Source organism: Amycolatopsis melonis, assembly GCF_040064235.1.
In the GTDB taxonomy this organism is placed as follows: Bacteria; Actinomycetota; Actinomycetes; order Mycobacteriales; family Pseudonocardiaceae; genus Amycolatopsis; species Amycolatopsis melonis.
This window is the reverse complement of the sequence record NZ_JBDZYD010000003.1, coordinates 447,380-468,522: the sequence shown is the minus strand read 5'-3', so window position 1 is coordinate 468,522 and position 21,143 is coordinate 447,380. Positions and strand designations below refer to the sequence as shown.

The window sequence follows — 21,143 nt, the reverse complement described above, 5'->3', positions numbered from 1 at the left end:
TTACCAGGCGAGCGAGCGGTCGACGGCGTGCAGTACCCGGTCCAGGTCGGGGAGGTAGTGCTCCTCGAGCTTGGCCGGCGGGTACGGCGTGTCGAACCCGGTCACCCGGAGGACCGGCGCTTCCAGCGAGTAGAAGCACTCCTGCTGGACGCGCGCCGCGATCTCCGACGTCAGCGACGACTCCGACGGCGCCTCCGACAGCGCGATCAGCCGTCCGGTCTTGCGTACCGACTCGAACACCGGGCCGAGGTCCAGCGGCGAAAGCGTGCGCAGGTCGATGACCTCCAGCGAGTGGCCCTCGTCCTCGGCCGCGGCGGCCGCGTCGAGGGCGACCTTCACCGAAGGGCCGTACGCGACGACCGTCGCCGTCGTGCCTTCGCGCACGACCTGCGAGGAGAAGCACGAAACCGGCGTGCCGTCGGTGTCGATCTCCGCGCGCATCGCGCCCGAGTGGTAGAGCCGCTTCGGCTCGAAGAACAGCACCGGGTCGTCGGACTTGATCGCCTGCTGGATGCCCCAGTAGGCGTCGACGGCGTTCGAGATCGACACGACCTTCAGGCCGGGGATGTGCGCGAACAGCGACTCCGGCGACTCCGAGTGGTGCTCGACCGCGCCGATCCCGCCGCCGAACGGCACCCGGATCACGACCGGCATCTTGATCTTGCCCTGCGTCCGGTAGTGCAGCTTCGCCAGCTGCGAGGAGATCTGGTCGAAGCCGGGGAAGATGAAGCCCTCGAACTGGATCTCGCACACCGGCCGGAACCCACGCACGGCCAGGCCGACCGCGGTGCCGATGATGCCCGACTCCGCCAGCGGCGTGTCCAGCACGCGCTGCTCGCCGAAGTCCTTCTGCAGGCCGTCGGTGATCCGGAAGACGCCGCCGAGCTTGCCGACGTCCTCGCCCATGATCAGGACCTTCGGGTCCTCCTCCATCGCCCGGCGCAGGCCGAGGTTGAGCGCCTTGCCGATGGTGAGTTTCTGGATGTCGCTCATCAGTGCTCACCCGCCGAGACGAAACCGTCGAGGTAGGACAGGAACTCTTCGCGCTGCGCCTCCAGCACCGGGTTGCCCTCGGCGTAGACGTTGCTGAAGATCCGCTCCGGCGGCGGTTCCGGCATGTTGAACGTGTACTCGCGCAGGTCCGCGGCGAACGTGTCCGCCTCGGCCTGGACCTTGTCGAAGAACGCCTGGTCGGCGTGGCCGCCGCGGGCCAGGTACGCCCGGACGCGCTCGATCGGGTCCTTGAGCTTCCACTCCTCCAGCTCGTCGGAGAGCCGGTAGCGGGTGGGGTCGTCGGTCGTCGTGTGCGCGTCCATCCGGTAGGTGAACGCCTCGATCAGGACGGGTCCGTTGCCGTGGCGGCACTCGTCCAGCGCCCAGCGCGACACCGCGAGGCAGGCCAGGACGTCGTTGCCGTCGACGCGGATGCCGGGGAAGCCGTAGCCGCGGGCGCGCTGGTACAGCGGCAGGCGCGACTGGCGCTCGGTCGGCTCGGAGATCGCCCACTGGTTGTTCTGGCAGAAGAACACCAGCGGCGCATCGTAGACCGCGGCCCAGACGAATCCTTCGTGGACGTCACCCTGCGAAGTCGCGCCGTCGCCGAAGTAGACGATCGTCGCTTCGCCGTCGTCGTCGCCGACCTTGCCCTCGAACTTCTGGCCCATCGCGTAGCCGGCGGCGTTGAGGACCTGGTTGCCGATCACGATGGTGTACGGGTGGAAGCCGTGCCGCCGGTAGTCCCAGCCGCTGTGGTCGGTGCACCGGAAGATGCCCAGCAGGTCCTTCATGTCGACCCCGCGCGCGTACGCGACGCCGTGCTCGCGGTAGCTGGGGAACGCCATGTCGTTCGCCTTGAGGGCGCGGCCGGAGCCGATCTGCGCGGCTTCCTGGCCGAGCAGCGGCACCCAGATGCCCAGCTGACCCTGGCGCTGCATGGCGTTCGCTTCGCGGTCGGCGCGCCGTACCAGCACCATGTCGCGGTACAGGCCGCGCAGGGCTTCGGCGTCGACGTCCTCGACGTACTTGTCGAACTGGGGCGAGGGAACCCGTTCGCCTTCGGGGGTGAGCAGCTGAGTCAGCTCAGCGCCACCTTCGCTGGTCGCTCGCAATCCGGCGATCACCTGTTCGGGGGAGGGCTGGGCCGCGACCGCGGCCGGGCCGTCTCCAGGCTCCGGGTGCGTCCACTGTTCGGACGGCATGCGCTGTACTCCTTGGTGTCGGTGCCTCTGGCGGCCGCTTGTGGCGACCACAGCGACTGCACCGGCGGGGACCAGCGCATCGGGTCCGAAGCGCTCGGTCACCGTCGGCGTTGACGGTTCACGCCGACATCCTGGCACGAAGGTCACCGCTTTGGTGAGACGCGGTTGCTGATTTGTTGCTGAGAAAGGGGCCCTGAACAGGGAAAACCTTAGGAAGCCCCAGTATCGGACCTACGAGCGTAGGAACCCGGCCGCCGCGCTCACCAGGGTCGTGAGTGAGAAACAGTGTGCTAACCCTGTTCCACGCTCACGAGGCGTGAGGCGACGTTGTGACGTGCCGCACTGTCGTACCTGCGTGGCACGATGGGCCACGTGGAGCAGAAATCCGTGCGTGAATCCGTCGTGTCCGCGTGGACCAACGACGTCATCCCGAGCCTGTCCGGGCTGGTGGCGATCCCGGCCCTGTCCCCGGCCTTCGACGCCGAGTGGGCGAAGAGCGGGCACCTCGCCGCCGCCGTCGACCACGTCCGCCAGTGGATCGCCGGGCGCGATCTGCCGGGCGCGGTGATCGAGGTCGTCCAGCTCGAAGACCGGACCCCCGTGCTGCTCGTCGACGTCCCGGCGACCCCGGGCGCGGCGGACAAGGGCACCGTCCTGATGTACGGCCACCTCGACAAGCAGCCCCCGGTCGGCGGCTGGTCCGAAGGCCTCGGCCCGTGGACGCCGGTGCTGCGCGACGGCCGCCTGTACGGCCGCGGCTCGGTCGACGACGGCTACTCCGGCTACGCGGCGACCACGGCGATCGAAGCCGTGCACGCGGCCGGCGGCGAGCACGCCCGCATCGTGCTGCTCCTGGAGACCGGCGAGGAGTCCGGCAGCCCCGACCTGCCCGCCTACGTCGACCACCTGGCCGACCGGATCGGCGAGGTGTCGCTGGTCGTCTGCCTCGACGCGGGCGGCAGCGACTACGAGCGGCTGTGGCTGGTCACCAGCCTGCGCGGGATGCTGCACCTCGACGTCAAGGTGCAGCTGCTGGCCTCGGCGCAGCACTCCGGCGTCGCGTCCGGCGTCGTCGCCAGCTCGTTCCGGGTGCTGCGGCACCTGCTCGAGCGCATCGAGGACAGCGCGACCGGCGAACTGCTGCTCGACGAACTGAAGGTCGACGTCCCGGCGAACCGGCTGTCGGAGCTGAAGGCCGTCTCGCAGGACTTCCCCGAGGCGCTGTCGAAGGCGTTCCCGCTGGTCGAAGGCGGCCGCGTGATCACCGAGGACGCGCTGGAGCTGATGCTCAACAACGCGTGGCGCCCGACGCTGTCGGTGATCGGCGCCGACGGCTTCCCGAAGCCCGCCGACGCCGGGAACGTCCTGCGCGAGAGCACCACCCTGACGCTGAGCTTCCGGCTTCCGCCGACGGCCGACGCCGAAAAGGCGCTCGAAGCCGTGAAGAAGGCGCTGACCACCGACGTCCCGTACGGCGCGAAGGTCACCTTCGGCGACAGCCCGCAGGCGGAGGACGGCTGGAACGCGCCGACCGAGTCGCCGTGGCTGACCGCCGCGCTGCGCACGGTCAGCGACGAGGTGTTCGGCCGCCCGCACCGCGCGACCGGCATGGGCGGGTCGATCCCGTTCATGGGCCTGCTCTCGCGGAAGTACCCGGACGCGCAGTTCCTGGTCACCGGCGCGTGCGGGGCCGACTCGAACATCCACGTGCCGGACGAGTGGCTGCACCTGGACTACGCGCAGCAGGTCACCGAGGCCGTCGCGCACATCCTGGACGCGCACGCCCGCGGCTAGCCACAGGCTTCGCGCAAGGTCGCGGCGGCCGTCTCCAGGCAGGCCGGGAAGCCCTGCTTCCCGGCCGCGTCGATCCACCGGTCGAACGCGTCGCCGAAGACGATCGTCGCGACCTGCGCGGCCATTTTCGCCTGCCCGGACGGCGTTCCCCGGCGTTCGAGGGCGTCCTGGATCGTCGCCGTGATCGCCGCGGCCTTGCTCCGCTCGCGTTCGCGCAGCTCGGGCGTGGCCGCGATGATCGCCCGGCGTTCGGGAGAGGGGTCGACGAGCTGCGTGACCCGCGTTCCGACCTCGGCCAGTGCGGTGAGGGCGGTCTGCAGCGGTGACTCGCCTTCTTCGGCAGCGAGCACGGCTTCGCCGACGGCGGGCGGCAGTTGTTCCGAGCCCGCGAAGAGGACTTCGCGCTTGTCGGGGAAGTAGCGGAAGTACGAGCGGCGCGTGATCCCGGCGCGCTCGGCGATCTGCGTGATCGTGACGGCGTCGTAGCCGTGCTCGGCGTAGAGCTCCAGCGCGGCTTTCCGCAGCCGGTCCGCGGTTCCGGGATCCCATCTGGCCACGGCTCACCCTAACCGATGTCTCAGTGTGTCATCACCTGCTAGCCTCAGTGATGACACACTGAGACATCACGGGAGCCGACATGGAGATCTGGGTACTCGGCGCGCTGGGCCGCACCGGCCGGGCCATCACCGCCGAACTGGCCGCGCGTGACCTGACGGCCGTGCTGGTCGGACGCCACCGCGAACGCCTGGCGGCGACCGGCGCGAAGTACGTCGTCGCCGACGGGGCGGCGGCGATCGCGGCGGAGATCCGGCGCCGGCGCCCGGCGGTCGTCGTCAACACGATCGGCGAGTACGCCGCCACGGCCCCGGCGATCGCGCGAGCCTGCCTGCCGGGCGGGCACTACGTGGACATGGCCGCGGACCTGCCCGCGGTCCGGCGGCTGCTCGACCTGCACGACGAAGCCCTGTCCGGCGGCAGCACGTTCGTGACCGGCGCGGGGTTCGGCGTCCTGGCCACCGAGGCCGTCGTCGCGAAGCTGTGCGAGGGCCGTGCCACGCCGAGCCACGTGCAGGTCGACGCGCTGGCGTCGGTCGCGTCCGAGGGCGGGACCGTCGGGGTCGCACTGGCCGCCAGCATCGTCGACGCCATGACCGCGGTCTCGGCTCGCGGCGCGAAGCCACGCACCCTCGTCCTCCCGGACGGCGAGACGGCAAAGGTGGCGGGCATCCCCTCGGGCGAGCTGCTCGCCGCCCAGCGCGCGTCCGGCACGCCGGACGTCACGGTCTTTTCCGGACTGGCCCCGACCGCACCGGCGGTCCGAGCCGTGCTCCCGCTGCTCGGACGGCTGGTGTCGATCCCGGCGGTACGCCGGTTCACCATCCGGCGGCTCGCCGCGGTCCGGACGAAGCCGGCACCCCGCCCCCGAACGCACACGTGGGGCCACGCCGTCGTCACCTGGCCCGACGGCACAAGGCGCGAAGGCTGGCTCCGCGCGGACGAAGCCATGGACTTCACGGCGGCGGTCGTCGCCGAAACGGCAGTCCGCCTGGCCCGCGGCGAGGGCAAACCGGGTGCGCACACGCCGGCGTCGGCCCTCGGCGCGGACGTCGCCGAAGCCGCGGGCGGGACCTTCCTGCTCTGAGGCTGGGGATTGCCCCGATCGGGTATCGGTATTACGCTGTAATACGGTCGGGAGGTGGAAGGCGAACTCTACGACGGGATCCCGCTCGAACGCCTGCCGTTCACGGAGGTGCCCGATCCCGGGCACCTCCGGCGGTCGTTGCGGTACCCGGGTGCGCTGGACATCGCGCCGGAGCACGCGGTGGAGGCCGTGTTCGATCCCCGTCGGCTCGTCGGCCGCGATCCGTCGTCGCGGACGGGTGAGTCGATCCGGGTGGCCGGACACTCGCCCGGGATGGGACGGTTGCTGGTGGTGATCCTGCTGCCGGACCGTCACCCGCCGGACGGTGTGTGGCTCGTGGCCACGGCCTGGCCCGCCGACAAGCGGGTGCGGCAGGTGTATCGAGGGCTGTGGGAGGTGCGGTGATGACGGAAAAGGAACTGCTCGACCGGCTTGCGGAGGCCGCCGAGGCCGATCCCGGAGCCGAAGTCGGCTGGGTGCAGCATCGGGTGCCGTCCAAGAATCCGACCGCCGTCTACAGCGTGCGCATTCCCGTCGACCGGATCGAGGAGCTGCGCCGGCTCGCCGCCGAACGCGGGGTGCAGCCAACGGCCCTGATCCGGACCTGGGTCATCGCCCAGCTCGATGCCGCGTCCGCCGGTGACGAGCGCGCGCAGCAGTGGGAGAACGACGTCCGTGCCACGATCGACCGCCTGCGTGCCCTGCTCGACGAGCGGACCGCGAGCTAGGCCAGCCGGGTCAGGTGGACCGAGACGTCCAAAGTAGACTGTCCGCCCCCGGTGAAGATGCCCTTCAACGGCGCCACGTCCGCGTAGTCACGGCCCATCGCCACCCACACGTGCCGGGGGCCGACCGGGATGGCGTTCGTCGGGTCGTATGCCCACCAGCCGCCGGTCCAGACGTCGACCCAGGCGTGGGATTCGCCCTCCACCACCTCGCCGAGCTTCGCGTCCGGCTTCGTGTGCAGGTAGCCCGACACGTACCGGGCCGGGATCCCGATCGCCCGCAGCATCACCAGCGTCACGTGCGCGAAGTCCTGGCAGACCCCTTCGCGGGCCTGCCAGGCGTCCGTGGCCGTCGAGTGGACGCCCGTCGTGCCCGGCTGGTACTTCAGCTGCTGGTGGACCCACTCGCAGACCGCCAGTACCGCCTCCGCCGGGTCCAGGCCGCGGCGCAGCGCCCGTGCCTCGCGGGCCAGCGTGACGTCGCGCGGGGTGTACGCGGTCGGGGTCAGGTACTCGGTGCGGTGGTCGATCACCGTCTCGGAACGGAGGTCCTTCCACGTCGCCGTGCGGATCGGCTCCGCTTCGTCGGCCGTCTCGACCACCGAGGTCGCCAGCACCGTGAACTCCGTGTGCGGCGCGTGGAGGTCGAACGACGTCACCACCGTGCCCCAGTAGTCGGTGTACCGGTAGGCCCGGGTCGCCGGGGTCGTCTCGATGCGCGTCGCCACCGTCGTCTGGCGGCGGTCCGAACGCGGGGTCAGGCGCGCCTCGTTGTACGACTGCGTCGCCGGTGTCGCGTACCGGTAGCCCGTCCGGTGCGCCACCCGCAGCTGCCACGTCACAGCGAAACCTCCGCACCGCTCCACGCCACCCACGGGGACGTGCTGAAGTACTGCAACGACACCGCTTCCCCGATTTCCTTGATCGACGTCTGCAACGCCCCGAGCCGCCGCGGCAGGTCGGTCAGCAGGTCCGACGGGCGGAGGAACTCCAGCTCGCTGCGGGCCCGGCCGAGCTGCCGCAGCGCCTCGGACTTCTCGTTGCTGCGCGAGCCGCCGCCCGGGTCGAGCCGCTGCAGGCAGTCCTCCGCCTGCCGCAGCGCGTGGAACACCGAACGCGGGAACAGCGTGTCCCGCAACAGGAACTGCACGACGCGGCCCGCGTCCAGCGCGCCGCGATACGTCCGCAGGTAGGTGTCCTGCGCGCCGGCCGAGCGCAGCACCGTGATCCAGCCCGGCGACGACGCGCGGTCGGCGACCCGCGAAAGCAGCAGCCGCACCACCATGTCGGCGCGTTCGATCGACCGGCCGAGCACCATGAACAGCCAGCCGTCGTCGCGGCTCATCGTCGAGTCGGCCAGTCCCGCGAACATCGCCGCGCGTTCCTCCACAAAGGACAGAAACGCGTGCGGCCCGGCGCGGCGGGCGTAGCGCTGCCGGTCGGGCACCGCGTTCCACGTCGCGTTCAGGCATTCCCACAGCTCGGTCGAGACGACCTCGCGGGCGCCGCGGGTGTTCTCGCGGGCCGAGTTGATCGAGCCGACGATCGACGACGGGTTGTCCTTCGCGTACGCGACCAGCTCGGTCAGCTTCCACACGTCGAGCGACTCCGTGCCTGCCGGGTCGATGCCCAGGACGGCCAGCAGCTGGCGGCTCGCGTGGTCGGGGTCCACGGTCGCGTCCTCCAGCAGCTGGTGGACCGAGACGTTGAGGATGCGGGAGGTGTCGTCGGCGCGTTCGACGTACCGGCCGATCCAGTACAGCGACTCCGCGTTGCGTGCCAGCATGCGAACCTCCCTAGCTCTGCTGCTGCTGTTGCTGCTGCTGGGACGTCGACAGCTCCGGCCCCTGCTCGGCGACCATGCCGTCCACTGTGGACACCACGCCGAGCGCGGGCTGCTCCAGCTCGCGCTCGGCCGTCGACGCGCGGGACGCCAGTACCCACGTGTCCTTCGAGCCGCCGCCCTGCGAGGAGTTGACGACCAGGCTGCCCTCCGGCAGCGCCACCCGGGTCAGCCCGCCGGGGAGGACGAAGATCTCCTTGCCGTCGTTGACCGCGAACGGCCGCAGGTCGACGTGCCGCGGCGCGAGCCGGTCGTCCACTTTGGACGGCACGGTGGACAGCTGGACCACCGGCTGCGCGATCCAGCCGCGCCGGTTCGCCCGGACCTTCCGCCGCAGGACGTCCAGGTCCTTCTTCGACGCCTCGGGGCCGAAGACGATCCCGTAGCCGCCGGATCCCTCGACCGGCTTGACCACCAGCTCGTCGAGGTGCGCCATGACGTGGTCGAACTCGTCCGGGAGCCAGCACCGGAACGTGTCCACATTGGGCAGCAGCGGCTTCTCGTTGAGGTAGTACTTCACCATTTCCGGCACGTAGGTGTAGACGAGCTTGTCGTCGCCGACGCCGTTGCCGATCGCGTTCGCGATGACGACGTTGCCCGCCCGCGCCGCGTTCTGGATGCCTGCCACGCCGAGCACCGAGTCCGGCCGGTAGTGCACCGGATCGAGGAACTCGTCGTCGATCCGCCGGTAGATGACGTCGACCTGGCGCTCGCCCTCGGTCGTGCGCAGGTAGACGACGTTGTCCCGGCAGAACATGTCGCGGCCCTCGACCAGCTCGACGCCCATCAGCCGGGCCAGCAGCGAGTGCTCGAAGTACGCCGAGTTGTGCACGCCAGGGGTGAGCACGACCACCATCGGGTCGGCGACGTTCGCCGCGGCCGCCGCGCGCAGCGCCCGCAGCAGGTGCGACGCGTAGTCACCGACCGGGCGCACGCGGTGGCGGGCGAACAGGTCCGGGAACACCCGCGCCATCGTGCGCCGGTTCTCCATCACGTAGGACACCCCGGACGGATTGCGGAGGTTGTCCTCCAGCACCCGGAAGGTCCCTTCCTCGTCGCGCACCAGGTCCACACCGGACACGTGGATGCGCACGCCGTTGGGCGGGGTGATGCCGAACGCCTCGCGGCGGAAGTGCTCGCACGAGGTGATCAGCCGCCGCGGCAGCACGCCGTCGCGCAGGATCTGCCGGTCGCCGTAGACGTCGGCGAGGAACGCCTCGAGCGCGCGGACCCGCTGGGCCACGCCCCGCTCCAGCTTCGCCCACTCGTTGGCCTGGATCACCCGCGGCACCAGGTCCAGCGGGAACGGCCGCTCCTGCCCGGACAGCGAGAACGTGATGCCCTGGTCGACCATCGCCCGGTCGAGTGCCTGCGCCCGCGAGTTGAGGTCGTGGGCGTCGAGCGCGGCGATCGACTCGTACAGCGCCCGGTACGGCGCCCGGACCGTGCCGTCGGCGGCGAACATCTCGTCGTAGGCGCCGGCGTGCGGCCGGTCCGGCGCGAGATATCCCTCGAACCGGGCCCCCGGCCGGGTGATCCGGCTGGTCACGGCCTTCCTCGCGCGTCGACCGGACGGGGGCAGCCGCGGCGGCGTGACGTTCATGGTCGACATCCTTACCCACGGCCCGGTCCGGGCGCGACACCCGGCGTCCGACGCGCACAGGCGTAAACATCGCCGTAACTTCACAGTGCTGTGCTTTGGTATGGATGAGTGGCAATATGCGTGCTCTCAGAACCTGAGAACTACGAGGAGTGACGACGTGGCCCGAGGATCCCAGCTCAAGGCGCTCGCCCTGCTGCCGGCGTTCGCCCTGGTCGGACTGACCGTGGCGTGCGGTGCCGGCGGCAACGGCGCAGGCGGTGTCGCCACGAGCGCGCCGGCCGCGGCGTCCGGGACTGCCGCGGCAGGCGAGATTCCGGCGGCCGCCAAGGACGACAAGCTCGCGGCCGAGGTGCCGGCGGACATCAAGGCCGACGGCAAGATCGTGGTCGGCCAGGACCAGAGCTACGCGCCGAACGAGTTCGTCGACAACGGCAAGGCGACCGGCTTCGACGTCGATCTCGGCACCGCGATCGGGCAGAAGCTCGGCCTGCAGATGGAGTTCCAGAACGCCGACTTCTCGGGCATCATCGCCGGTATCGCCGCAGGCAAGTACGAGCTCGCCATGTCCTCGTTCACCGTCAACGCCGACCGGATCAAGCAGGTCGACATGGTGTCCTACTACAAGGCGGGCACTTCGCTGGCCGTCCTGAAGGGCAACCCGGACCACATCACCCTCGACGACCTCTGCGGCAAGACCGTCGCCGTGCAGAAGGGCACCACCCAGGTCGACGACCTGCAGGCCCGGTCGGAGAAGTGCACGAAGGCGGGCAAGCAGGCGATCACCCTGTCGCAGCTCACCGCCCAGACCGACGTGAACCTCGCCCTGACGGCCAAGCGCGCCCAGGCGATGCTGGCCGACTCGCCGGTCGTCGACTACGCGGTGAAGCAGACGAACGGCGCACTGGAGATCGTCGGCGACCCGTACGACAGCGCGCCCTACGGCATCGCGCTGAAGAAGGGCCAGGGCCAGTACACCCAGGCGATCCAGGGTGCGGTCCAGGCGCTGATCGACGACGGCACCTACCGCAAGATCCTCGACAAGTGGGGCCTCAACCCGGTCGGCGTGATCACCAAGTCGGAAATCAACCCGGCGGGCTGAGGGAGTTTGCGTGTCGAGCCCGTCGGCTGAGTCCACGGCGCCGGCCCCGGAGCCCGACGTGGCTCCGGAGGCGGCGCCGATCCGTGCGGTCCCCGTGCGCCACTACGGGCGCTGGGCCGCCGGTGTGGTGATCCTCTTCCTTGCTTTCATCGTCGTCCGCAGCGTCGTCACGAACTCGAACCTGCAGTGGGACGTGGTCGGCGAGTACCTCTTCGACGACCGCATCCTCCGCGGGTTGCAGAACACCCTGATCCTGACCGGCATCTCGATGGTGATCGGGGTCGTCGGCGGCATCCTGCTCGCGGTCATGCGGTTGTCCCCGAACCCGCTGATGTCGGGTGCGGCCGGGATCTACATCTGGCTGTTCCGCGGCACGCCGCTGATCACGCAGCTGCTGGTGTGGAACTACCTCGCGGCGGCCTACCCGCGCGTCGGCCTCGGGATCCCGTTCGGCCCGGAGTTCGTGAGCTGGAACACGAACAACCTGATCAACCTGTTCGCGGCTTCGCTGCTCGGCCTCGGCCTGAACGAGGCCGCGTACATGGCCGAGATCGTCCGGGGCGGCATCGCCTCGGTCGACAGCGGCCAGCTGGAAGCCGCGAGCGCGCTGGGGATGAAGCGCACCACGACGTTGCGCCGGATCATCCTGCCGCAGGCGATGCGGGTGATCATCCCGCCGACCGGCAACGAAACGATCGCGATGCTGAAGACGACGTCACTGGTCGTCGTCATCGGCTACTTCGAGCTGATGGTGTCCGTGCAGCAGATCTACGCCCAGAACTACAAGATCATCCCGCTGCTGCTGACGGCGGGCGTGTGGTACCTGTTCATGACGTCGATCCTGACGCTGATCCAGATGCAGATCGAGAAGCACTTCTCGCGCGGCACTTCGCGGGGCGTCGCGAACCAGGCGAAGTGGCGCTCGCGGATGCTGGGCTTCCGGTTCGGCGCCGGCCGCGGCGGAGCGGGAGGTGCCACCGCATGACCCCGGTCGTTTCCGCGCAGAAGATCTGCAAGAGCTTCGGCAGCGTCGACGTCCTCAAGGGCATCGACCTCGAGGTGCACGAACGCGAGGTGCTCTGCCTGATCGGCCCGTCCGGGTCCGGCAAGTCGACGCTCCTGCGCTGCATCAACCACCTCGAGAAGGTCGACGCCGGCCGGCTCTACGTCGACGGCGTGCTCGTCGGCTACAAGCAGCGTGGCGACAAGCTGCACGAGCTGCGCGAGAAGGAGGTCGCGGTCCAGCGCAAGGACATCGGCATGGTGTTCCAGCGCTTCAACCTCTTCCCGCACATGACCGCGCTGGAAAACATCATGGAGGCGCCGGTCCAGGTGCGCCGCGAGCCGAAGGCACAGGCGCGGCAGCGTGCGCTGGAGCTGCTGGACCGCGTCGGCCTCGCGGACAAGGCGAAGAACTACCCGGCGCAGCTGTCCGGCGGGCAGCAGCAGCGCGTCGCGATCGCCAGGGCGCTGGCGATGCAGCCGAAGCTGATGCTGTTCGACGAGCCGACGTCCGCGCTGGACCCGGAACTCGTCGGCGACGTCCTCGGCGTGATGAAGCAGCTCGCCAAGGACGGCATGACCATGGTCGTCGTCACGCACGAGATGCAGTTCGCGCGCGAGGTGGCCGACAAGGTCCTGTTCATGGACGGCGGCGTCGTCGTCGAAGAGGGCCCGCCCGACCAGGTCATCGGCAACCCGCGTGAGGAGCGGACGAAGGAGTTCCTCGCCAGGGTGCTCAATCCCAACGCCTGATCTTGCGGCGGAAACGGTGTTCCGGCACCGTTTCCGCCGTTTTTTCGCTACCTTGATGGCGGTGTGGGAGGGGGAATCTCGTGTCGACCGAAAGCACGCTGCCGCCACTCGACCCCTTCGCGGGCGTCCCCGACCGCCGGTACGAAGTCAAGGCCGCCGACCTGCTGAAACCGGGCAACGCCGGCTTGCTGCGGTGGCGGCGGCAGGCCACGAACGCGCCGATCGTCTACGTCGAGGACGCCTACATCACCGGCGTGCTCGACCTGCGGGCCGCCGACCTGAAGTACCTGTTCCGGTTCGAGCGGTGCCGGTTCGAGCACGCGCCGGACGTGCGTGAGGCGAACCTGCTCGGCCTGGTCTTCCGCAAGTGCTGGCTGCCCGGGCTCAAGGCCCGCAACATGCGCAGCCGCAACGACGTCCGGCTGATCCGCAGCGTCGTGCAGGTCGACGGCGACGTCCGGGAGATCGAGGAGACCACCGTCCAGCGCGGCGACGACCGCGAGCGCGGGATGCCGAACGCCGCGGTCAACCTCACCGACGCCGTCATCGAGGGCTCGATGGTGCTGACCCGCACGGTGATCTCGCACCCGCACGGCAAGGCGATCCAGGCCGACCGGCTGGTGCTGACCGGCGCGCTGCTGGCGTACCGCATGGTCGCCAACGGCGAGGTCCGGCTGCCCGGCCTGCGGACCGGCGGTAACGTCAACTTCTCCGGCGCCAACCTGAACAACCCGGACGGCTTCGCGCTCAACGGCAACGGCCTGCACATCGGCGGCAGCCTGCTGTGCGAGGTCGACAACTACGGTCCGGCCAGCCAGCGCAAGCGCTTCTCCGCGACCGGGATCATGTACCTGCCCAGCGCGTCGGTGGCCAGCGACATCTCGCTGCGCGAGGCGAAGCTGACGGTGTCGCAGCACGGGCCGATCGCGATGGACGCGTGGAAGTCCAACGACCCGTACCTGGACCCGCGGCCGGCGCTGGTGGCCGACCGGATGCGCGTCGACGGGAACGTGGAGCTGTCCGACGGGCTGCAGGCGCTGGGCACGCTGCGGATGGTCAACGCCCGCATCGGCGGGTCGCTGCGGCTGGCCGGTGCCGAGATCAAGGTCGAGCGGGGCAAGACGCAGCCGTACTACGACCGGGCGCTGCACCTGGACGGCACCGAGATCGGCGGCGACATCGAGGCGACGAGCCTGCGCGTGCCGACGGGCCAGCTGCGGCTGGCGGACGTGACCGTCGGCGGCAACTTCCTCGCCTGGAATTCGATGTTCCGCCATCCGGGCCGCGACGTGTTCTCGGCACGGCGGTCGAAGATCGCGGGCAACTTCCAGCTCACGGACGCGTCGATCCAGGGCACGCTGCGGCTGCAGGGCATCGACGTCGGCGGGTCGATCAACCTGGCGGGCACCTCCCTGAGCGACCCCGGCAGGCGCGCGACCAGCAGTTTCTCCCTCGACGTGCGAACCGGCCGGATCGGCAGGGACCTGCTGCTGCGGGACAACAACAACCGCCCGTTCGCCGCGGAGGGCGGCGTCAACCTCGACGGCGCCCAGGTCGCCCGGCGCGTGGACCTGCGCGGCGCCCAGATCGGCTCGCTGCCGCCGTTCGTGGTGGCACTGGACGCGGGCGACGTCGCCGCCGACGAGTTCATCCTGACGCCGAGCCGCCCGCCGTCGGGCCGGGTGGTGCTGCGGCGGGCGCACTGCGGAACGCTGACCGACAACGAGGAGTTCTGGGCGGCGTCCGAGGGCATCGAGCTGGAGGACTTCCGCTACGACGCACTGAAGAACGGCATCCCCCTCGACGACGACAGGGCCCTCGATCACCGCATCGAGCTGCTGCGCAAGGCGATGCGCGGCTACCGGCCGGGCCCGTACGACCAGCTGGCCCACATGCTCCGCGCGGCCGGAAACGAAGAGCACGCCTCGACGGTGGCGTTGCGCAAACAGCAGTTCCGCTACGAGGCACTGGCCCGCGGGTTCAAGTTCTTCGGCCCGGGCGTCCGGCTGTGGAGCTGGCTGCAGCGTTCGATGGTCGGCTACGGCTACCGCCCGGTCCGCGCGCTCGGCTGGCTGCTGACGCTGCTGGTGCTGGGCAGCCTGTGGTTCGGCCTCGGCACCGACGACTGCATCCACGACAAGTCCGGCCGGTTCGTGGCGAGCGGCCCCCGCTGCGTGGTGAACCAGCAGGACACGGGCCTGCAGTGGAACCCGGTGATCTACACGGCGGACCTGCTGGTCCCGATCGTCGACTTCGGCAACAAGTCGAGGTGGTACATGCACGGACCGGACAACTGGGTGGCGGCAGGCTTCACAGCCTCCGGCTGGATACTGGCGACGACGGTGGCCGCGGGCGTGAGCCGCATGCTGCGCCGGGACAACTAGTTCGTGGTAAGATCAAGACAGTAACGGCAACCAACCTCACATACCTGACAGTTGCCCGATTACGAAAAGTCTCCGATACGAAACGCACGACTAGGTCGATACCCCAGCGCATTTGCATGCGTGGCGCCCCGCGGGCCGTGGAGCCCTCCGAAGCCGGGGTGTCTTGTGGATCGTTTCGTCTCCGTGTAGGCAGACTCGCTCTTCGCCTTTCGTCTTGGACCGCCGACCGATCAGGTGGATGGACGCTTCGGACTGTTCGCCAGTGAGGTTTGGTACTCGTGTCGTCGTTCCTCGTTGCCGCCGGTCAGCTGTCGGTTCCCGCGTTGCTGATCATCCTGGTGCTCGGTGTGGTGCTGCCGCTGGCCTTCATCGTCGTGGTGTTCTGGCTTGCCGTGCGCTATCGGCGTCCGCTGCATGCCAAGCTGCCGTTCGTGACGCTGACCTCCCCCGTTCCCGCGGAAGAGCCACAAGAAGAAGCCGAACGAATCGCAGCCTGAGGGGAGTGACCGTCGTCAGGGAAAGAGTTCCCTGACGACGGTCTCTGACATACCCTCGGTATGTCCCCTCAGTGTGGAGGTCCCCTTGAACGCACCCACCGCCACCGGCCGGATCGAGATCGACGCTGCGCCCGAGGTCGTCTACGCCCTGGTCAGCGACCCGGGATCACTTGCCGACGTTGCCGAGGAATACGCCGGGCACGAGTGGGTCGGCGGGGCTTCCGCGCCCGCCGTCGGGGCGCAGTTCCGTGGCCGGAACCGGCGGGGCCTTCGGCGGTGGAGCACGCTGTCGACCATCACCGACGCCGATCCCGGGCGGTGTTTCGGCTTCGAGGTGACCTCCGTGGCCGGGCTGCCCGTTGCGCGGTGGCAGTACGACTTCGAACCCGGCGGCGACGGCTGCGTCGTCGTGGAAAGCATGTGGGAACGGCGGCCTGCCTGGTTCAAGGCGGTGACGGCGACCGTCACCGGGGTCTGGGACCGCGACGAGGCCAACGCCGCCAACATCGCCGCCACGCTCGCGCGGCTGAAGCGGGCCGCCGAAGCTAGTCGATGAAGCGGGACCAGAACGGTATGTAGCGGGGGCCGTCCGGCGGGGCCGTGCTGATGCCGCCCGTCGCGAACTCGCGGTGCAGGTAGTCGCGCAGGTCGGAGCCGTAGACGATGATGTCCGTCTGGTACACCGACAGCACCGGGTAGCCGGTCGTGTCCGGCAGGCCCGGCAGGTAGCGGTGGCCGCACACCGGCACCAGCTGCGGCACGTCCGCCAGCCGCCGCCGGGCCTCGCGGACCGCGTCCTCCGGGCCGACCGGGCGCGTGCCCCAGTCCGGCAGCCAGAAGCCGTTGTGCTCGACGTCGTACAGCACGCCGTCGACCGGCCAGGCCAGGCGTTTGCGCAGCTGGTCGGGGTTGCCGCAGCGCCAGTCGGGCCAGCGGTCGCCGATCGGCACGCCCGCGGACAGGAACGTCCGGTGGTCGGCCGCGAACCGGAAGCCGAACCGGCGCTCGACGGCGTCGAGCTCGGCTTCGCTCAGCCCGGGACGCACGGGTTCCCGGAGGTTCTCCTGCAGGTGCCGCGCCTCCTCCGGAGTGAGGGCGCCGGCCGGTTGGACGGGGGTCATGACCCGAGCCTAAGCGGCGGCTCACCCGCCCGCGCGTCCTTTTTCGGGCGGGCCTGGGTGTCCCCGGCAGGGTGAGTTTGTTCTCTCATCGGCCGGACCGCGGAACAGAGCGTGAGCGCGTGTAGTTCACTCTTGCCGTGACTTCTCCACGACCGCAGAGCCGCGTGCGTGCCCCCGAGCTGCGCGGCGACGTCTGGCTGAACACCGGCGGCCACCCGCTCACGCTCGCGGGCCTGCGCGGGCGCATCGTCCTGCTGGACTTCTGGACCAGCGGCTGCATCAACTGCCTGCACGTGCTCGACGAGCTGCGCCCGCTGGAGGCCGAGTTCGCGGACGTCCTGGTCACGATCGGGGTCCACTCGCCGAAGTTCCTGCACGAGGGCGAGCGCGCGTCCATCGAGGCCGCGGTCCGCCGCTACGACGTGCACCACCCGGTGGTCAACGACCCGAAGATGGAGCTGTGGTCGCAGTACGCGGTCCGCGCGTGGCCGACGCTGGTCGTCGTCGACCCCGAGGGCTACGTCGTGCACGTCGCCGCGGGCGAGGGGCACGGCGAAGCGCTGCGCCGCGTCGTCGCCGACCTGGTCACCAAGCACGAAGCGAAGGGGACGCTCCGGCGCGGCGGCAGCCCGTACGTGCCGGTCGAGGAGCAGGCCGCCGAGCTGCGGTTCCCGAGCAAGGCCGTCGCCACCGCCGAGGGGCGCGTCCTGGTCGCGGACACCGGGCACCACGCGATCGTCGAGTTCGCTTCCGACGGCGAGACCGTCATCCGCCGCTTCGGCAGCGGCGAGCGCGGCGGCCAGGACGGCCCGTTCGACATCGCGACCTTCAACGAGCCGTCCGGCATCGCGCTCCTGCCGTACGACATCGCCGAGCGCGTCGGCTACCACGCGGTCGTCGCCGACACCGCCGGCCACCGGCTGCGCGGCCTCGACCTGATCACCGGCGAGGTCACCACGGTCGCCGGCACCGGCGCGCAGTGGCGCAACGGCCCGGACTCCGGCAAGGGCGTCGAGGTCGACCTGACCAGCCCGTGGGACGTGGCGTGGTGGGGCCCGGCAGGCGGGGTCGTCGTCGCGATGGCGGGTAACCACACGCTGAGCGTCTTCGACCCGGTTTCGGGCACGATCCGCCGCTTCGCCGGGACGACCGTCGAGGGCCTCCGCGACGGCGACGTGAGCGAAGCGTTCTTCGCGCAGACGTCCGGCCTGGCGGTGGACGGCGACAAGTTGTGGCTCGCCGACGCGGAGACGTCGGCGCTGCGCTGGATCGAGCCCGACGGCGAGTCGTTCACCGTGCACACGGCGATCGGCGTCGACCTGTTCTCCTTCGGCCACACCGACGGCCCGGCCGACAAGGCGCTGCTGCAGCACCCGCTTGGCCTCGCCGTGCTGCCCGGCGACAAGATCGCGATCGCCGACACCTACAACGGCGCCGTACGCCGCTTCGACGTCTTCACGCGCGAAGTGACGACGATCGCGACCGGCCTCGCCGAGCCGCAGGGCCTCCTGCTGCATGAGGGCGAGCTGCTGGTCGTGGAGTCGGCGGGCAACCGCGTCGGCCCGCTGCCCGCGGCCGAGCCGACGGTCGTGACCGGCGACGCGCACGCCGTGCGCCGCCCGCCGACGGTGCTCGCCCCCGGCGAGATCGACCTGTCGGTGGTGTTCACCGCCCCGCCGGGCGAGAAGCTGGACGACCGCTTCGGCCCGTCGACGCGGCTGGAGGTCAGCGCGTCCCCGCCGTCCCTGCTGGTCGAAGGAGGCGGCACCGGCACGGACCTGACCCGCAAGATCCGCCTGGCGGCCGGGGTGACGGAAGGCGTGCTGCAGGTGGTCGCCCAGGCGGCGAGCTGCGACGACGGCGCCGAGCACCCGGCATGCCGCATCACCCGGCAGGACTGGGGCGTCCCCGTACGGCTCGACAGCGGCGGGGCGCGCGAGCTGAGCCTGGTCATGGCCGGTGAGCCGCGGACTGCCGAGTAACATGCACGCCGTGTCTGACGGGCCGAAACTCGAAATCCAGATGCTCCACGACCGCGTGCTGGTGCGCCTGTCCCAGGAGGAGGGCGAGCGCCGCAGCAGCGGCGGCATCGTGATCCCGGCGACAGCGCAGGTGGCGCGCAGGCTGGCCTGGGGTGATGTACTGGGCGTCGGCAACAGCGTACGCAACGTCAAGAGCGGCGACCGCGTGCTCTTCAACCCGGAGGACCAGCTCGAGGTCGAAATCCAGGGCGAAGGACACCTGGTGATGCGCGAACGCGACATCCACGCGGTGGCGACGGAGCGAACCGAGCACGGAACGGGGCTCTACCTGTAGGAAGGTCGGGTCCCGCGGAGGGCGGGGGCGTGGCAGAGGACGAGGCGCGCGAGCAACCGGAGCGCGAACCCGAGCACGCCCAGAAGCCGCCGGAGGCGAAGGGGGCGGCGGCCGAGGCGATGCCCGCTGCCGAGGCTGCGCCGGAGTTGCCGGAGACCGCGGCGGTGCCGATCGAGTCGGACACCGAGGTGGTGGCCGCGCCGCTGGTGATAGGAGCCGAGTCCTCCGCTGCGGTGACGCTTGCTGCCGAGCCCGCCTCGCCGGAGGCCGAGTCTGCCACCGAGGCCATGCCTGCTGCCGCGACCGTCTGGCCTGCCGCCGAGCCCGAAACTCCCCTTGCCGCCTCTGTCTCCGCCGCCCCCGTTGCCACCGCCGATCTCTTTGCCGATGATCTGCTCGGCGAACTTCTCGAAACTCCCGCGCCGCCGCCTGCGCCCGAGACACCTGCTCGGAAACTGCGTCGGGGGCTGGCCCACGTCATGATGGCCATCGGGCTGGCCATGGGGCTCTTCGTCATCCTCTACGCCGTCGATCTGGTCGTCAGTGCCGGGGATGTTCCGCGGGGCGTCACCGTCGCCGGGATCGAGGTCGGGGGGCTCAGCCATGCCGAGGCCGAGGCCAAGCTGCGGAAGGAACTCGAACCGCGGCTCACCCGGCCCGTCGCCGTCCGGGGTGGGGATGTTCAGGCGCAGCTCGTTCCGGCGCAGTCCGGGCTGGGGCTCGACTGGCCCGGCACCCTCGGCCTCGCCGGGCATCAGCCGCTCAGTCCGATCACGCGGATCATGTCCTTCTTCACCACCCGGGAAGTCGGCGTCGCCACGAAGACCGATCCGAACCAGATCAGCCAGGCCCTGCGGGAACTGGCCGACGGCAAGCTGAACCATCCCGCCACCGAAGGCGCCGTCGGGTTCACGCCGATCCCCGGCAGCGACGGCGGCGTCACGCCCTTCCCCATCCTGCCCCGGCAGGGACAGCAGCTGACCGACCTGCCCGGCGCCGTGCGCACCGTCACCGACCACTGGCTCGACCCCGGCGGCGTGCGGCTCGCCATGGCGATCACGCCCGTCAAGGCCACCGCCGCCGGCGTGGAGGCCGCCTACCGGCAGATCGTCGTGCCGGCCGTCGCCAAGCCAGTGATCGTGCACGGCGAAGGCAAGGACGTTCCGCTCAAGCCCGCCGCCATCGCGGCCGCGTTCCAGTTCGCGGCCGTCGAGGGCGGGGCCGTCGAGGTGCGGGTCGACCAGGCGAAGCTGCAGGCCGCCCTGAAGGACGATCTCGCGAGCACCGAGACCGACGGCCGGGACGCGCAGATCGTCTTCACCGGGGACCAGCCCGCCGTCGAGCCGTCCGAGGACGCCCGGAAGGTCGACTGGGAAAAGACCTTCCTGCCGCTCGTCGACGTCCTCAAGAAAACCGACGGGCGCGACCTCCCGGTTGTCTACAACGCCTCGAAACCCAGCGTGACCACCGAAGCGGCGGGCGCACTCGGCATCACGGAGGTCATCGGCGAGTTCACCACCGGTGGCCTGGCAGGCCCGGCCGCGACGAACAACCGCACGCTCGCCGCTCGCGTGTCCGGCACCATCGTCAAGCCCGGCGAGACCTTCAGCCTCAGCGGCCGCTCCGGCCCGCGCACCGCCGACACCGGCTACGTCCCCGCCCCGGTCGACGAGGACGGCACCGGCGCCGACGTCGTCGGCGGTGGCGTCTCGCAGCTCGCGTCCACTTTGTACAACGCGGGCTACCTCGCCGGCCTGGCCGACGGCGGTCACGTCGAGCACGACCACTACCTCGACCGCTACCCCGTCGGCCGGGACGCCAAGGCCGTCGACGCCGGCGGCAGCCCGGTCGAGCTGAAGCTGACCAACGACACGGCGACCGGCATCGCCATCCAGGCCACCGTTGCCGGCGACTCGGTGACCGTCCGGATCTGGGGCACCCGCCACTACCGCGTCGAAAGCCAGACCAGCGCCCAGACGCCCGGGGCCGCACCGCCGGTCCAGTTCGGCTCCGGTGGCAGCCAGCCGTGCCAGCCGTCCATCGGCACTCCCGGCTTCAGCGTCACCGACACGCGCGTGCTCTACGACCTCGCCTCCGGCGTCGAAGTCCGCCGGACGTCGCACACCGCGACCTACGGTCCGCGTCCGACCGTCCTCTGTTGAGTTG

The 21,143-nt window shown here is 70.5% G+C and carries 20 protein-coding genes; 13 read left to right on the top strand and 7 right to left on the bottom strand.

The window, feature by feature from the left end:
• Entirely contained in the window at window positions 1-993 is a 993-nt protein-coding gene (locus tag ABJI51_RS10180; RefSeq protein ID WP_348949491.1) for an alpha-ketoacid dehydrogenase subunit beta, read from the bottom strand.
• Window positions 993-2,198 (bottom strand): pyruvate dehydrogenase (acetyl-transferring) E1 component subunit alpha, encoded by a 1,206-nt coding sequence (gene pdhA / locus ABJI51_RS10175; RefSeq protein ID WP_348949490.1) that lies wholly within the window; start codon window positions 2,196-2,198, stop codon window positions 993-995. The genes ABJI51_RS10180 and pdhA overlap by 1 nt, the downstream gene beginning before the upstream one ends.
• Window positions 2,199-2,570: 372 nt before the next feature.
• Here pdhA and ABJI51_RS10170 point away from each other — a divergent pair, with 372 nt between their 5' ends.
• Window positions 2,571-3,992: a M20/M25/M40 family metallo-hydrolase gene (locus ABJI51_RS10170; protein ID WP_348949488.1), complete on the top strand. Its 1,422-nt coding sequence runs from the start codon at window positions 2,571-2,573 to the stop codon at window positions 3,990-3,992.
• Here ABJI51_RS10170 and ABJI51_RS10165 read toward each other — a convergent pair.
• Window positions 3,989-4,549, bottom strand: coding sequence for a TetR/AcrR family transcriptional regulator (locus ABJI51_RS10165; RefSeq protein WP_348949486.1), 561 nt, complete (start codon window positions 4,547-4,549; stop codon window positions 3,989-3,991). The two genes, ABJI51_RS10170 and ABJI51_RS10165, sit on opposite strands and share 4 nt — an antisense overlap.
• Before the next feature lie 80 nt (window positions 4,550-4,629).
• Here ABJI51_RS10165 and ABJI51_RS10160 point away from each other — a divergent pair, with 80 nt between their 5' ends.
• From ABJI51_RS10160 to ABJI51_RS10150, 3 genes are read left to right on the top strand one after another with little or no spacing between them, the layout of a single operon-like run.
• Window positions 4,630-5,634, top strand: coding sequence for a saccharopine dehydrogenase family protein (locus ABJI51_RS10160; protein WP_348949484.1), 1,005 nt, complete (start codon window positions 4,630-4,632; stop codon window positions 5,632-5,634).
• Window positions 5,635-5,688: 54 nt separating this feature from the next.
• Window positions 5,689-6,039, top strand: coding sequence for a hypothetical protein (locus ABJI51_RS10155; RefSeq protein ID WP_348949482.1), 351 nt, complete (start codon window positions 5,689-5,691; stop codon window positions 6,037-6,039).
• A complete protein-coding gene (locus ABJI51_RS10150) occupies window positions 6,039-6,362 on the top strand; it encodes a hypothetical protein (protein ID WP_348949481.1) in 324 nt (107 codons plus the stop codon). Before ABJI51_RS10155 ends, ABJI51_RS10150 begins: the two co-directional genes overlap by 1 nt.
• On the opposite strand, the gene ABJI51_RS10145 is transcribed toward ABJI51_RS10150, so the two are convergent.
• Genes ABJI51_RS10145 through ABJI51_RS10135 form a run of 3 tightly spaced genes read right to left on the bottom strand, consistent with a single transcriptional unit; the run spans window position 6,359 to window position 9,814 of the window.
• A complete protein-coding gene (locus ABJI51_RS10145; protein ID WP_348949479.1) occupies window positions 6,359-7,201 on the bottom strand; it encodes a transglutaminase family protein in 843 nt (280 codons plus the stop codon). The genes ABJI51_RS10150 and ABJI51_RS10145 overlap by 4 nt on opposite strands.
• Window positions 7,198-8,145, bottom strand: coding sequence for an alpha-E domain-containing protein (locus tag ABJI51_RS10140; protein ID WP_348949478.1), 948 nt, complete (start codon window positions 8,143-8,145; stop codon window positions 7,198-7,200). The genes ABJI51_RS10145 and ABJI51_RS10140 overlap by 4 nt, the downstream gene beginning before the upstream one ends.
• 10 nt (window positions 8,146-8,155) lie before the next feature.
• The gene (locus ABJI51_RS10135; RefSeq protein WP_348949476.1) at window positions 8,156-9,814 is read right to left on the bottom strand and encodes a circularly permuted type 2 ATP-grasp protein; all 1,659 of its coding nucleotides are present in this window, start codon (window positions 9,812-9,814) and stop codon (window positions 8,156-8,158) included.
• 148 nt (window positions 9,815-9,962) lie between these two features.
• On the opposite strand from ABJI51_RS10135, the gene ABJI51_RS10130 reads away from it, so the two are divergent.
• The 6 genes from ABJI51_RS10130 (at window position 9,963) to ABJI51_RS10105 (ending at window position 16,096) form a co-directional block, all read left to right on the top strand.
• The gene (locus ABJI51_RS10130) at window positions 9,963-10,904 is read left to right on the top strand and encodes an ABC transporter substrate-binding protein (protein WP_348949474.1); all 942 of its coding nucleotides are present in this window, start codon (window positions 9,963-9,965) and stop codon (window positions 10,902-10,904) included.
• A gap of 58 nt (window positions 10,905-10,962) precedes the next feature.
• Complete coding sequence (locus ABJI51_RS10125) at window positions 10,963-11,889, top strand: amino acid ABC transporter permease (RefSeq protein WP_348949473.1); 927 nt, start codon at window positions 10,963-10,965, stop codon at window positions 11,887-11,889.
• Window positions 11,886-12,659, top strand: coding sequence for an amino acid ABC transporter ATP-binding protein (locus ABJI51_RS10120; protein ID WP_348949471.1), 774 nt, complete (start codon window positions 11,886-11,888; stop codon window positions 12,657-12,659). The genes ABJI51_RS10125 and ABJI51_RS10120 overlap by 4 nt, the downstream gene beginning before the upstream one ends.
• Before the next feature lie 80 nt (window positions 12,660-12,739).
• Window positions 12,740-15,043, top strand: coding sequence for an oxidoreductase (locus ABJI51_RS10115; protein WP_348949470.1), 2,304 nt, complete (start codon window positions 12,740-12,742; stop codon window positions 15,041-15,043).
• Window positions 15,044-15,321: 278 nt separating this feature from the next.
• On the top strand, window positions 15,322-15,540 hold the full coding sequence (locus ABJI51_RS10110; protein WP_348949468.1) for a hypothetical protein: 219 nt from the start codon (window positions 15,322-15,324) through the stop codon (window positions 15,538-15,540).
• Window positions 15,541-15,625: 85 nt separating this feature from the next.
• Window positions 15,626-16,096: an SRPBCC family protein gene (locus ABJI51_RS10105; protein WP_348949467.1), complete on the top strand. Its 471-nt coding sequence runs from the start codon at window positions 15,626-15,628 to the stop codon at window positions 16,094-16,096.
• On the opposite strand, the gene ABJI51_RS10100 is transcribed toward ABJI51_RS10105, so the two are convergent.
• Window positions 16,086-16,661, bottom strand: a complete 576-nt coding sequence (locus ABJI51_RS10100; RefSeq protein ID WP_348949465.1) for an SMI1/KNR4 family protein — start codon at window positions 16,659-16,661, stop codon at window positions 16,086-16,088. The genes ABJI51_RS10105 and ABJI51_RS10100 overlap by 11 nt on opposite strands.
• A 164-nt stretch (window positions 16,662-16,825) precedes the next feature.
• On the opposite strand from ABJI51_RS10100, the gene ABJI51_RS10095 reads away from it, so the two are divergent.
• The 3 genes from ABJI51_RS10095 to ABJI51_RS10085 all read left to right on the top strand — a co-directional run bounded on the left by ABJI51_RS10095 (window position 16,826) and on the right by ABJI51_RS10085 (window position 21,139).
• Window positions 16,826-18,643: an NHL domain-containing thioredoxin family protein gene (locus ABJI51_RS10095; protein ID WP_348949806.1), complete on the top strand. Its 1,818-nt coding sequence runs from the start codon at window positions 16,826-16,828 to the stop codon at window positions 18,641-18,643.
• Between the two features lies 1 nt (window position 18,644).
• The gene (locus tag ABJI51_RS10090; protein WP_348949463.1) at window positions 18,645-18,977 is read left to right on the top strand and encodes a GroES family chaperonin; all 333 of its coding nucleotides are present in this window, start codon (window positions 18,645-18,647) and stop codon (window positions 18,975-18,977) included.
• 119 nt (window positions 18,978-19,096) lie between these two features.
• Window positions 19,097-21,139 (top strand): VanW family protein, encoded by a 2,043-nt coding sequence (locus ABJI51_RS10085; RefSeq protein ID WP_348949805.1) that lies wholly within the window; start codon window positions 19,097-19,099, stop codon window positions 21,137-21,139.
• The last annotated feature ends 4 nt before the right edge of the window (window positions 21,140-21,143 follow it).

Bases quoted from the DNA above. Each gene is read 5' to 3' on its own strand.
- ABJI51_RS10150 (WP_348949481.1), top strand. From the start codon at position 6,039: ATGACGGAAAAGGAACTGCTCGACCGGCTTGCGGAGGCCGCCGAGGCC.
- ABJI51_RS10090 (WP_348949463.1), top strand. From the start codon at position 18,645: ATGCACGCCGTGTCTGACGGGCCGAAACTCGAAATCCAGATGCTCCAC.
- ABJI51_RS10140 (WP_348949478.1), bottom strand. From the start codon at position 8,145: ATGCTGGCACGCAACGCGGAGTCGCTGTACTGGATCGGCCGGTACGTC.
- ABJI51_RS10180 (WP_348949491.1), bottom strand. From the start codon at position 993: ATGAGCGACATCCAGAAACTCACCATCGGCAAGGCGCTCAACCTCGGC.
- ABJI51_RS10135 (WP_348949476.1), bottom strand. From the start codon at position 9,814: ATGTCGACCATGAACGTCACGCCGCCGCGGCTGCCCCCGTCCGGTCGA.
- ABJI51_RS10085 (WP_348949805.1), top strand. From the start codon at position 19,097: ATGCCCGCTGCCGAGGCTGCGCCGGAGTTGCCGGAGACCGCGGCGGTG.
- ABJI51_RS10120 (WP_348949471.1), top strand. From the start codon at position 11,886: ATGACCCCGGTCGTTTCCGCGCAGAAGATCTGCAAGAGCTTCGGCAGC.
- ABJI51_RS10160 (WP_348949484.1), top strand. From the start codon at position 4,630: ATGGAGATCTGGGTACTCGGCGCGCTGGGCCGCACCGGCCGGGCCATC.
- ABJI51_RS10100 (WP_348949465.1), bottom strand. From the start codon at position 16,661: ATGACCCCCGTCCAACCGGCCGGCGCCCTCACTCCGGAGGAGGCGCGG.
- pdhA (WP_348949490.1), bottom strand. From the start codon at position 2,198: ATGCCGTCCGAACAGTGGACGCACCCGGAGCCTGGAGACGGCCCGGCC.